Here is an 11,911-nt window from a genome sequence, read left to right as displayed (position 1 = left end):
GGACCACACAATGAGCCCACTTGATCGCAGTATTCCGAACCTTGGTGGTGACGGCGAAGGATCCGTGCAGGTCCATCAGGACGAAAGCGCCAAGATCGAAGGCGCGAAGGTTTTCAGCGTCTATGGCAAAGGCGGTATTGGTAAATCGACGACCTCTTCGAACCTGTCCGTCGCGTTTTCCAAGCTGGGCCACCGCGTTTTGCAGATCGGTTGTGACCCCAAACACGACAGCACATTCACGCTGACAGGAAGCTTGCAGCCCACAGTCATCGACATCCTGAAAAGCGTCGACTTCCATGCCGAGGAATTGCGCCCCGAAGACTATGTTGCGACGGGCTATAACAGCGTGAAATGCGTCGAGGCTGGCGGGCCACCTGCCGGTACAGGTTGCGGCGGTTATGTCGTGGGGCAGACGGTAAAGCTGCTGAAACAGCACCACATGCTGGAAGACACCGACGTTGTGATCTTTGACGTGCTGGGCGACGTGGTCTGCGGTGGCTTTGCCGCCCCCTTGCAACATGCAGATCGCGCGCTGATCGTCACGGCCAATGATTTCGACAGCATCTATGCGATGAACCGGATTATTGCCGCGGTGCAGGCCAAGTCGAAGAACTACAAAGTGCGCCTTGCGGGGTGTGTCGCGAACCGTTCGAAAGATACCGATGAGGTTGATCGCTATTGCAAGACCGTTGGTTTCGACCGCATCGCACATATGCCTGATCTGGATGCTATCCGTCGGTCTCGTCTGAAGAAAAAGACCTTGTTCGAGATGCCAGATGACGAAGATATCGTGCAGGTGCGCAAGGAATATATGCGGCTGGCCGAGACGCTTTATAACGGCACAGAGCCATTGGCCCCTGACCCGTTGCCTGACCGCGAAATCTTTGAACTACTTGGGTTCGATTGATGGAATATCAGGCTACACGCGACCGCGTCGAAACCTATTTCGACAACACGGCAACCAAAACATGGGAACGTTTGACATCAGACGCTCCCGTGTCCGGTATCCGTGCGACGGTGCGTGCAGGCCGCGATAAAATGCGCGACGTGTTGATCGGGCAATTGCTAAACGATCTGACGGGCGCGCGTATTTTGGACGCGGGCTGCGGCACCGGTGCGTTGTCGTTTGAACTGGCGGCGCGTGGCGCTGATATGGTGGGCGTCGATATCTCGCCGCAGTTGATCGCGATTGCAGAAAAGCGCAAGCCTGCGGATGTGCGCGGCACGATGACGTTTGCGGCGGGTGATATGCTGGACGCGGGTCTTGGGACATTTGACCATATCGTCGCGATGGACAGCATGATCTATTATTCCGCCGATGATATCGCGCGCATTTTGGACGACCTCGCACCGCGTTTGAATGACAACATGGTGTTCACCGTGGCACCGCGCACCCCGCTGTTGATGGCGATGTGGCGTGTTGGGAAACTATTCCCGCGCAGCGACAGATCACCGACAATGGTGCCGCACGATCCGGCGAAGATCGCCGCGAAAACCAATGGCCAGTTGCGTGAACTGACCCGCGTGAATTCCGGCTTCTACATCAGCCAAGCGTTGGAGTATCGCCCATGATCCCCAAGCGCGCAGTCCAAGGCATGACCCTGAAAATGCTGCCCTTCGCGGATGCAGCAAGCGAAGGTTTGCCTTTGTCACAACTGCTGCGCTTGTCGTTGTTCCAGATCTCTGTTGGGATGGCGGCGGTCATGTTGCTGGGCACATTGAACCGCGTGATGATCGTGGAATTATCGGTGCCTGCGATCATCGTCGCGACCATGATCGCGATCCCTGTTTTGATCGCACCGTTCCGCGCGCTGCTGGGGTTCAAGTCTGACAATTATCGTTCCGCTATCGGGTGGAAGCGTATCCCCTACTTGTGGTTTGGCACGCTTTGGCAGTTTGGCGGCTTGGCGATTATGCCGATGGCTTTGCTGGTCTTGGCAGGCGACAGCGCGATTGACGCAGGCGTGTTCGGCCAGATCGCAGCGGCGTTGGCGTTTCTGCTCACGGGCCTTGGGATGCATATGACGCAGACCGCTGGTCTGGCGCTAGCGGCTGACCGTGCAAGCGAGGATACGCGCGCCAAGGTCGTATCCCTACTATACGTCATGTACCTTTTGGGCATGGGCGTGTCGGCGTTGATTATCGGCACGCTGTTGAAAGATTACTCGTCCTTGCTGCTGGTGCAAGTCGTGCAAGGCGCGGCTGTTGTGACGATGGTTTTGAACATCACCGCCCTGTGGAAGCAGGAAAAGATGGCGCCCATGACCAAGGAAGAACGCAGCGTACCGCAGCCTGCCTTCCGCGCCGCTTGGGCTGATTTGACGCGCGACACTGATATGTTGCGGCTGGTTGTGACAATCTTTTTGGGCACCGTCGCGTTCAATATGCAGGACGTGCTGCTGGAACCTTATGGCGGTGAAATCCTTGGGCTGTCCGTATCAGCGACCACGCTTTTGACGGCGATGTGGGCGACTGGTGCTTTGCTGGGGTTCGGCCTTGCCGCGCGCTGGTTGTCGCAAGGCATCGACCCATACCGCATGGCGGGACGCGGTGTGATCATCGGCATCGCCGCGTTCAGTGCGGTGCTTTTGTCCGCGCCCATCGCCTCGCCTTTTCTGTTCTATACGGGGACCGCTTTGATCGGTCTTGGTGGCGGACTGTTCGCTGTGGCGACTTTGACGGCGGCGATGACAATCGACGTATCTGGTGCGGCGGGCCGCGGTCTGGCCCTTGGCGTTTGGGGTGCGGCGCAAGCGACGGGCGCGGGCCTGTCGATTTTTCTGGGAGGTGCGATCCGCGATCTGGTCAACACCGCCGCGAACACTGGCCTGCTTGGTAACGTCTTGCAAGCGCCATCCATCGGCTATTCGGTTGTCTATCAGATCGAGATCGGCCTGCTTTTCATCACAATAATTGCCCTTGGTCCGCTGGTGCGGGCACGCGGGCTTGGCACACAAAATCCGCGCAAATTGGAACTGACGGATTTTCCGACATGACACGCAAAGGAGATAAAAATGGTTGGCAATGAATTCTTCGGGAACTTTGATCTGGCAAGTATCGCGATCTGGTTGTTCTGGCTCTTTTTCGCGCTGCTGGTATATTACCTGCAAACCGAAAACATGCGCGAAGGTTACCCGCTAGAGCGCGAAGATGGCAAAGAATCCGCCAGCATTGGTCTGTTTCCAACGCCCAAGGACAAGACGTTTCGCCTGCCGCATGGGCGTGGTGATATCTCTGTCCCATCAGGCCAAAACCCTGAGCGTACGAAGCTCGCGATCGAGGCGACGTCGCAATCCGCAGGCTCGTCTTATGTGCCAACCGGCGATCCGATGATCGACGGTGTTGGTCCTGCGTCTTGGGCCCCGCGCCGCGACGTGACAGAGCTTGACGGTCATGGTCACAACAAGATCCAGCCGATGTCAGCCTTGCCAGATTTCGCCGTTTCAGCAGGTCGCGATCCGCGTGGCAAAGCGGTGGTTGCAGGCGACGGTGAAGTCATCGGCCGCATCATCGACATGTGGATCGACGTGCCGGAACAAATGGTCCGCTATCTGACGGTTGATCTGAACCCAGAGGGCAAAGGCAACACCCGCCTGATCCCGATGAATTTCTGCCGCATCCAAAGTGACCGCGTGACTGCGCGCGCGATCTACTCGGGTCAATTTGCAGATGTGCCAGGCATCAAAAAGCCCGACCAGATCACGCTTCTCGAGGAAGAAAAGATCATGGCCTACTTTGGTGGCGGCACAATGTACGCCGATTCAAAGCGTAGCGAACCCGTGATCTAAACCACGATTGTCGGGCCTTTCGCCAAGGCCCGACACCGACCACAAAGGGGATACCAAATGCATCACGATGATTTCAAATTTGAACCTGTGCGTGGCCTGCCAGAGGCGCTTCCAGCGGATGAACATATCCTGTGGCAAGGCAGCCCGCACGCGCTGCGCCTTGCCAAAGATGCTTGGGCGCTGAATTGGGTGTTGGGTTATTTCGCGCTGCTTGCTGCGATCCGCGTGATCATGGTGTCGCCTGATATGTCGCTGACGGCGGTGATGGCGCAAGGTATTCCGTTCTTGTTTGCAGGCGGTGTCGTAGCCTTGATCCTGATCGGGATCGCAACGGTCCAGGCCCGCAGCACCGTTTACACGCTGACAAATAAACGCGCTTGCATGCGCATTGGTGCCGCGCTGACGATGACGCTGAACCTGCCTTATGTGTGCATCGGCAACGCCCAAGCCGCCGTGCGCGCATCTGGTCTTGGCACCATCACGTTTGAATTGATTGGCGAGACGCGCCTGTCTTACCTGATGACATGGCCGCACGTGCGCCCTTGGCATATGCTCCGCACACAGCCTGCGTTCCGCGCCATCCCCGATGCGGCCCGTGTCGCCATAATCTTTGCCGAAGCCGCCGAAACACGCGTGTCTATGCCACACGTCACACGGGCCACCCCGTCTGACGTAATCGCCGCGGAATAAGATCATGGCTGTCACAAATTCACTCGCCACCCAAATGAAACATCGCGATCGCGATATGGTACCTGCCGTGCTGGTCAAAGCAATGTTCGGGCTCATGTTCGCCGCTGTCGCGCTTGTTGGTTACGCCAGTTACACCGACCGGCCTGTCACGGCCGTGCCACCCCACAGCGATATCGTAACCGAACGTGCGATTTCACTGATCGGGGACCGCAGCAACGGTGTTCAGGTTTTGGCCGCAGATGGCACACAGCTTGCCCATTCTACGGACGCAAAGTCCGGTTTCATCGACGTGATCTGGACCGCTGTAAGCCGCGAACGCACCGTGAAAGGTGCAAGTCTAGATGCGCCATTGCGGCTTGTGCGCCGCGAAAACGGCCATGTTGCCGTGATTGATGACACCACCGGCTGGAAGATCGAATTGATCGGATATGGCCAAGACAACGTCGCAGCTTTCGCCAAGCTGATCGACTGAAACTGAACAAGGGACAACACACATGGGACTTCTGACAAGATCAAAAGAAACCGCACCGTGCACCGTGACGATTAGCCATCGTTTCGAGGAACTTTCCGCGCACGTCAAATTCAACAACGGCGCTGTCGTGAACCCCGGTGATACTGTGCTGGTCCACGGGTCCGAGATTATGGCGCCTTACGGTGAAGTCGTCACCGCTGACCGCACCGCCACAATCACACGCGCATCCAAGCTGGAACAGCTCTGGACCCGCGCGACAGGTGATTTCGAATTCATGGAGCTGTGTGAATTTTCATTCTCAGAGCAGGTGATGTCATGAACAAGCCAGTACATTCCGCCTTTGCCACCACCGCAGAAGAGGCGATTGCAGCCCAAGACGCGCTTGATGGCCCAATGACATCAGAAAAAGCGACAAAGGTGGCGATGCAGAACACCCTGCTGACCCCGCGCTTTTACACCACTGATTTCGACGAGATGGACGCGATTGACGTCACGCCTGTGCGCGCCGAATGGGACAGGCTGATCGCGCAGATGAAATCAGATCCTAACAAAGGGCATTTCAAGAAAAATGACGATTGGGGCACCGTCGATTGGGACGGGATGGAGCCTGCATTGAAGGCCGAATTTATCGACTTCCTGATCTCGTCCTGCACGGCGGAATTTTCCGGCTGTGTGCTGTATAAGGAAATGAAGCGCCGTGGTTCGAACGAAGATATCACGACCCTGTTCCAACTGATGGCCCGCGACGAGGCGCGTCATGCGGGCTTTATCAACGACGCGCTGCGCGAGGCTGGCATCCGCGTGAACCTTGGGTTTTTGACGCAGGCGAAGAAATACACCTATTTCCGCCCCAAGTTTATCTACTACGCCACGTATCTGTCGGAAAAGATCGGCTACGCGCGCTATATCACGATCTATCGCCATCTGGAAAAGAACCCAGAGCTGCGGTTCCACCCGATTTTCCTGTGGTTCCGCGAATGGTGCAATGACGAATTTTCCCACGGCGAAGCCTTCGCCTTGCTGATGAAAACAGACCCTAAGTTGACCGAAACCTGGGCGAACAAGATGTGGATCAAGTTCTTCCTGACGGCGGTCTATTCCACCATGTGGGTCCGCGACCACCAGCGCCCTGTGTTCCACAAAGCCCTTGGCGTCGACGTCACATGGTACGGGCGAGAGGTGTTCCGCAAAACGTCCGAGATTACCAAACAGGTGTTCCCGATCACGCTGGACATCGACCACCCCCGCTGGCGTCCGAACCTTGACCGAATGGAAGCCGCCTCGCGCCAGATTGCAGCTGCAAAAGCGCGCGGTGGCATCGGTGGCTTCTTCAGCCGGATGACGGGGATGGCCAAAGCCGCGACAGCCTTTGTCGCCGTCTTTACGATCCCTGCGCACAAGCACGCCGTGCCTGAAAGCCCAAGGTTAGAGCCTGCTTATTGATGTTCACCTTTGCCTGGATAGCTGCTGCGATCGCAATTTTTTCTTGGTGGTTCTTCACCGGGATTATCTTGCTGATCGTGCGTCGCGCGGATGGCGGCGGGGCCACGGCCCACGGAAAATCCGTGGTCTTTGGCACGCCTCTGTTCGCGCTTGGCATCCTTGGGTTGGTGGTATCAGCAGGCACGCTGACAATCGCAAATGTCTATGTCGCGTTCGTGTCCGTGCTGCTGGTCTGGGGCTGGATCGAGCTTGCGTTTCTGTCAGGCGTCATCACCGGACCCGAACATCGCCCTTGCCCTGACACTTTGCAAGGCTGGCCTCGCTTCATCCGCGCGTGGCACACATTGTCTTACCACGAATTGTTGCTGCTGACGGGCCTCTTGATCGTGACGGTTGCCACGACGGGCGCTGAAAACACGTTCGGCTTCTGGGCCTATCTGGTGCTGTTCGTGGCGCGTATCTCGGCCAAGTTGAACCTGTTCTTTGGCGTGCCGCGGATCAACACAGAATTCGTGCCGCGCCCATTGCAGCACATCAAAAGCTATTTTCGCCAAGGCAACGTCACACTAGCTTTCGTTATTGGCGTCACCTTTCTTAGCGTTGCGACCGCATGCTTTGCCAAACGCCTGATGGTGGCGGAGACAGCCGCACAGACCGTGGGCTTTGCCCTTTTGCTGGCGCTGTCTGCGCTGGCGACAATTGAACACTGGTTGATGGTCATCCCATTGCCAGACGCGAAACTTTGGCGCTGGATGCTTCCGGCGCGCCCAACGACCCCGAAGACAGGACAATCCCATGAACTTTGATGCCCTTTTCCAAGCCCAGATCGACGCCCTCAAATCCGACGGCAACTATCGTTATTTTGCAGAGCTTGAGCGTAAGTGCGGCAAGTTTCCACACGCCGCCAATCACCAAGATGACGGCGAGGTCCGCGATGTCACCGTCTGGTGTTCCAACGACTATCTTGGCATGGGGCAAAACCCGCTGGTCATTGATGCGATGTGCGAGGCGGTTCAGCGCACGGGCACAGGTGCGGGTGGGACGCGCAACATCTCGGGCACGAACCACGATCATTTGTTGTTGGAACGCGAATTGGCCGATCTTCATGGGAAAGAAGCCGCTTTGCTGTTCACTTCTGGCTACGTGTCGAATTGGGCAGCACTTAGCACGCTGGGCAGCCGTCTTGATGGGTGCATCATCCTGTCAGATTCCGGCAACCACGCGTCTATGATCGAAGGCATCCGCCATGCCCGGGCACAAAAGGTAATCTGGAACCACAACGACGTGGCCGACCTCGAGGCAAAACTGGCAGCCCTGCCCGCCAACGCGCCCAAGATCGTGGCGTTCGAATCCGTCTATTCGATGGACGGCGACATCGCCCCGATCCGTCAGATCGTCGAGGTCGCGGAAAAGTATGGTGCGATGACATACCTTGATGAAGTTCACGCTGTCGGTCTTTACGGCCCACGCGGTGGTGGTATTGCAGAACGCGAAGGCCTGATGGACCGCATCACCTTGATCGAAGGCACGCTTGGCAAGGCGTTCGGCGTTGTCGGAGGCTACATCACAGGCTCCGCTGCGTTGTGCGACTTCATCCGCAGCTTTGCGTCTGGGTTTATCTTCACCACAGCACTGCCGCCCGCTGTTGCCGCAGCCGCGCGCGCGTCGATCATGCACTTGAAATCATCCAGCGACGAACGTCACCACCAACGCGAACAGGTCGCGAAACTGCGCGCAGGGCTCGACCGCGCCGGCATTCCGCATCTGATGAATGACAGCCACATCGTGCCGGTGATGATCAAAGATCCGGTGAAAACCAAAATGCTGGCCGATCACCTGATGAACGAATGGGGGATCTATGTGCAGCCGATCAACTATCCGACAGTGCCCAAGGGAACCGAGCGTTTGCGTTTCACCCCATCACCGCTGCACACCGACGCTGATATTGATCACCTTGTCGTCGCGCTGACATCCTTGTGGAAGCAATGCGCCATCGCGCACGCGGTCGCCTAAAACACAGTGTGATCGCTGCGTTGCACGGTCGCATTGTTGGCTGTCACAGCGGCGTAGTGGTCGCGCAACGTCTCGGTCCCCGTCTCTGGCGTGGCATCGGCATCATAGCGCGCGCCGTCCCACACCAGCATCGATTCCGTGGCATAGTAATGCCCGATCCGCGCCAGCTCTGCCTTGTCTGCTGCCCTTTTGCTGACCCAACCTACCACCCACAAAACGCGGTAGATCGCGGCGATCATCGCCGCTGGCACACGCTTTATTTTGATCCGCTGACCAAGCAAGTCTGACAGCGCAGCCACCTGATCCAACGGCGTGATCGCCGGACCAGGACCGCCAATGGGCAAGACCTGATTGTGCCGCAAAGGATCATCAATACAGCCGGTGATAAACCGCCCCAGATCATCGTCGCTGATCGGCTTGCACGCGGTCAACGTGCCATCGCCAAACACCAGAAATGGCTTGCCGTCGCGCACGCGGCCCAACTGGCCGGACAGCGATTTGAAGAACGCCGTGGGGCGCACGATGGAATAGGTCAGGCCCGATTGGATCAACGCCGCTTCAAACGCCAGCTTTGCATGTTGGAACGGCAGCTTGGGCTTTTGCACACAGATCGCGGATAGCAGGATAAAGTGCTGCACACCTGCGCCTTGCGCCCAGTTCAGAATGTTCAGTTGTGCGCCATGATCAATCGCCCAAGCATCCGCTGGGCTGCCCGACCGCGAGGCGAGGCATGAAACGACAACATCGAAACGATGTTCGATATCAAGGGGTTGCGTCACATTCGCGTCAATCCCGGCATCGCTTCGTCCAATGCACGTCACGTCATGTCCAGCGGCGATCAACACACGTCGTGCTGCTTGGCCCGCAGTGCCCGTCGCGCCAAAAACCGCGACACGTTTAGGCGGTGCGCCAGTCAAAGAAGCCTTCTCCGGCAGTGTCCAAAAGTTTGGCGGCCATGTCACGCCCTGCCGCCGCACCGTCTTCGATCAACACGGTCATGTCGTCGCCAATCGCCTCTGATCCATCGGGGCACAACACTTCGCCGCGCAGCCACAGCGATGTGCCGTCCAGTTCTGCAAGGCTCGCGATCGGTGTTTCGCATGATCCATCGAGTGCCGCCAGGAAGCTGCGTTCAGCCGCAAGGCGTTGCCCTGTCGGTCCGTCGTGAATAGCGGCCAGCATATCCGCGGCACGGCTGTCATTGATCCGGCGTTCGATGCCAATCGCCCCTTGCGCCACGGCAGGCAGCATGTCTTCCACTTCAATCGGTGTGCGCGGCACATCGTCCATCTGCAACCGCTTGAGCCCTGCCATCGCAAGGAAGGTCGCGTCGGCAACCTTGTCGCTCAGCTTTTTCAACCGCGTCTGCAAGTTCCCGCGAAATTCCACGACCTGCAAATCAGGCCGCCGCAACCTCAACTGTGCCCGACGCCGCAAGCTGGACGTGCCAACAACACCGCCCTGCGGCAAACCAGCCAAGGCCCCGCCATCCAACGCAATAAACGCGTCGCGCACATCTTCGCGCGGCAGATAAGTATCCAAGATCAGCCCGTCCGGTTGCTGCGTCGGCATGTCCTTCATCGAATGCACCGCAATGTCGATGGATCCATTCAGCATCGCCTCTTCGATCTCACGGGTGAACAGACCTTTGCCGCCGATCTCTTTCAGCGGGCGGTCAATGATCCGGTCGCCTGTGGTGCTGATGACCTGAATAAAGAACGCCTCAAGCGGCAGATCAAACGCGGCGGCAAGCCTGTCGCGGGTTTCATGCGCTTGTGCCAAGGCCAAAGGCGATCCACGGGTGCCAATATTCAGCGGTTTAGACGGTGTGGGTAGATTAGTTTCCATGAATCATTCCTAGACCTGTAAACTTACGTTGACAACTCTTGCGTCCAGAACGCGAAGCAGCCCATTATTTGGCATTAACGAAGGATGACCCCACATGACCAGCCAAAAAACGATCCTGCGCGCACTTGCCAGAGAAACCTTGCCGACGCCACCCATTTGGATGATGCGCCAAGCCGGACGTTACCTGCCAGAATACAAAGCGACGCGGGCGCAAGCGGGGGATTTCCTGTCGCTCTGCTATAGCCCCGATTTGGCGGCCGAGGTCACGTTGCAGCCGATCCGCCGCTATGGGTTTGATGCCGCAATCCTGTTCGCGGACATCTTGCTGTTGCCGCAAGCATTGGGCGCGGATCTATGGTTCGTCACTGGCGAAGGGCCTCGTTTGTCGACGATCACCACGGCAGATGAACTGGCTGCGTTGAAGCCTGCAGCAGACGTGAACGACCACCTATCCCCGATCTACGAGACGATCAAAATCCTGTCAAAAGAGCTGCCGTCTGAGACGACATTGATCGGGTTTGCAGGCTCTCCTTGGACCGTGGCGACGTATATGATCGCGGGTCAAGGCACGCCGGATCAAGCGCCGGCACATGCGCTGAAAGACGAAAACCGCGCCGTGTTTGACGGGCTAATCGACGTCATCACCGAAGGCACGATTGTCTATCTTAGCACGCAGATTGAAGCAGGCGCCGAGGTGATCAAACTGTTCGACAGCTGGGCCGGATCGCTGCACGGCGACGATTTTCAGCGCTATTCCATTGAACCGATGCGGAAGATCACCGCGGCCCTGAAAGCCGCCTACCCCCATGTGCCGATCATCGCGTTCCCGCGCGGTGCGGGCGATAAATACACTGATCTTCATGCCGCAATTGGCGCTGACTGTATTGCCTTCGATGATGGCGTAAGTGCTGACTGGGTCGCGAAAAATGTGCAAACGGGTGGCTGTGTACAAGGCAACCTTGCCTCAAGCCATATGGTCACGGGCGGCAACGCTTTGGTGGCTGAGACGCGCAAGATCGTCGATGCGCTTTCGGGCGGCCCGCACATCTTTAACCTTGGTCACGGCATCACACCGGATGCGGATCCCGCAAACGTGCAACTGATGATCGATACGGTGCGCGGCGGCTAGAACGCAAAAGGCCTGCCACATCGAGCAGGCCTTCGCAAAACTGTTGCAACTGGACTAGTTGCCTGCCGCCTCGGGGCCGACGGACACAAGGTAGGCCCAAATGTTCAGCGCATCCTCTTCGGACCGCAGCTTGAACGACATGTTGCTGCGCGCACGACGATCTTCGATATAGTCGCGCAAGAACTGGCGTGGATCAGCAACATATGTCGCAAAGTCCGCTTCGTTCCATGCAAGGCCCGCTTCGCCCGCTTCCACAAGCGAGTCACCATAACGGAAATCTTCAAGCGAACCCGCAACCCGCGTGTAGACGCCGTAAAGGTTCGGTCCATTCTTACCGCCGCGCAGGATGATGTTGTCATCTGCGTCAACGATAGAGTGACAAGCTTTACACTGTCCAAACGCCGCTTCGCCCGCAGCCGCATCACCCGTTGCGTGACCATCAGCAAACGCCGGAGCCGCCGAAAGGCCTAAGCCAAGTACAGTTACCAAGATTTTTTTCATTCATTTTTCTCCCATCGCTAAAAAAAC

Annotated in this window: 14 protein-coding genes; 11 read left to right on the top strand and 3 right to left on the bottom strand. The window is 57.5% G+C overall.

Annotated features, from left to right (window positions below; all coding sequences use genetic code 11):
- The first annotated feature begins 10 nt into the window (after positions 1 to 10).
- From bchL to hemA, 10 genes are read left to right on the top strand one after another with little or no spacing between them, the layout of a single operon-like run.
- On the top strand, positions 11 to 907 hold the full coding sequence (bchL, locus tag DHN60_RS18295; protein WP_108838765.1) for a ferredoxin:protochlorophyllide reductase (ATP-dependent) iron-sulfur ATP-binding protein: 897 nt from the start codon (positions 11 to 13) through the stop codon (positions 905 to 907).
- Positions 907 to 1,572 carry a magnesium protoporphyrin IX methyltransferase gene (bchM, locus tag DHN60_RS18290; RefSeq protein WP_108838764.1) on the top strand — a complete coding sequence of 222 codons (666 nt, stop codon included), beginning with the start codon at positions 907 to 909 and terminating at the stop codon, positions 1,570 to 1,572. Before bchL ends, bchM begins: the two co-directional genes overlap by 1 nt.
- Complete coding sequence (locus DHN60_RS18285) at positions 1,569 to 2,996, top strand: PucC family protein (protein WP_108838763.1); 1,428 nt, start codon at positions 1,569 to 1,571, stop codon at positions 2,994 to 2,996. The genes bchM and DHN60_RS18285 overlap by 4 nt, the downstream gene beginning before the upstream one ends.
- 18 nt (positions 2,997 to 3,014) lie before the next feature.
- Positions 3,015 to 3,788 carry a photosynthetic reaction center subunit H gene (gene puhA / locus DHN60_RS18280; RefSeq protein WP_108838762.1) on the top strand — a complete coding sequence of 258 codons (774 nt, stop codon included), beginning with the start codon at positions 3,015 to 3,017 and terminating at the stop codon, positions 3,786 to 3,788.
- Between the two features lie 57 nt (positions 3,789 to 3,845).
- Positions 3,846 to 4,478: a photosynthetic complex putative assembly protein PuhB gene (puhB, locus tag DHN60_RS18275; RefSeq protein WP_108838761.1), complete on the top strand. Its 633-nt coding sequence runs from the start codon at positions 3,846 to 3,848 to the stop codon at positions 4,476 to 4,478.
- A gap of 34 nt (positions 4,479 to 4,512) precedes the next feature.
- On the top strand, positions 4,513 to 4,950 hold the full coding sequence (gene puhC / locus DHN60_RS18270) for a photosynthetic complex assembly protein PuhC (RefSeq protein ID WP_234423703.1): 438 nt from the start codon (positions 4,513 to 4,515) through the stop codon (positions 4,948 to 4,950).
- Positions 4,951 to 4,972: 22 nt separating this feature from the next.
- Positions 4,973 to 5,269, top strand: coding sequence for a hypothetical protein (locus DHN60_RS18265; RefSeq protein WP_108838759.1), 297 nt, complete (start codon positions 4,973 to 4,975; stop codon positions 5,267 to 5,269).
- Complete coding sequence (gene acsF, locus DHN60_RS18260; protein WP_108838758.1) at positions 5,266 to 6,393, top strand: magnesium-protoporphyrin IX monomethyl ester (oxidative) cyclase; 1,128 nt, start codon at positions 5,266 to 5,268, stop codon at positions 6,391 to 6,393. The genes DHN60_RS18265 and acsF overlap by 4 nt, the downstream gene beginning before the upstream one ends.
- Positions 6,393 to 7,199 (top strand): putative photosynthetic complex assembly protein PuhE, encoded by an 807-nt coding sequence (gene puhE / locus DHN60_RS18255; RefSeq protein WP_108838757.1) that lies wholly within the window; start codon positions 6,393 to 6,395, stop codon positions 7,197 to 7,199. Before acsF ends, puhE begins: the two co-directional genes overlap by 1 nt.
- On the top strand, positions 7,189 to 8,406 hold the full coding sequence (hemA, locus tag DHN60_RS18250; protein ID WP_108838756.1) for a 5-aminolevulinate synthase: 1,218 nt from the start codon (positions 7,189 to 7,191) through the stop codon (positions 8,404 to 8,406). Before puhE ends, hemA begins: the two co-directional genes overlap by 11 nt.
- Here the strand turns inward: hemA and DHN60_RS18245 are convergent.
- A complete protein-coding gene (locus DHN60_RS18245; protein WP_108838755.1) occupies positions 8,403 to 9,323 on the bottom strand; it encodes an NAD(P)H-binding protein in 921 nt (306 codons plus the stop codon). The genes hemA and DHN60_RS18245 overlap by 4 nt on opposite strands.
- On the bottom strand, positions 9,304 to 10,254 hold the full coding sequence (gene hemC / locus DHN60_RS18240; protein ID WP_108838754.1) for a hydroxymethylbilane synthase: 951 nt from the start codon (positions 10,252 to 10,254) through the stop codon (positions 9,304 to 9,306). Before hemC ends, DHN60_RS18245 begins: the two co-directional genes overlap by 20 nt.
- Positions 10,255 to 10,348: 94 nt before the next feature.
- On the opposite strand from hemC, the gene hemE reads away from it, so the two are divergent.
- On the top strand, positions 10,349 to 11,383 hold the full coding sequence (hemE, locus tag DHN60_RS18235; RefSeq protein WP_108838753.1) for a uroporphyrinogen decarboxylase: 1,035 nt from the start codon (positions 10,349 to 10,351) through the stop codon (positions 11,381 to 11,383).
- Positions 11,384 to 11,437: 54 nt separating this feature from the next.
- Here hemE and DHN60_RS18230 read toward each other — a convergent pair whose 3' ends face one another.
- Complete coding sequence (locus DHN60_RS18230) at positions 11,438 to 11,884, bottom strand: cytochrome C (protein ID WP_108838752.1); 447 nt, start codon at positions 11,882 to 11,884, stop codon at positions 11,438 to 11,440.
- Positions 11,885 to 11,911: the final 27 nt, after the last annotated feature.

Source organism: Tateyamaria sp. Alg231-49 (assembly GCF_900143535.1).
GTDB lineage: Bacteria > Pseudomonadota > Alphaproteobacteria > Rhodobacterales > Rhodobacteraceae > Tateyamaria.
This window is presented reverse-complemented; position numbering and strand designations above follow the sequence as displayed.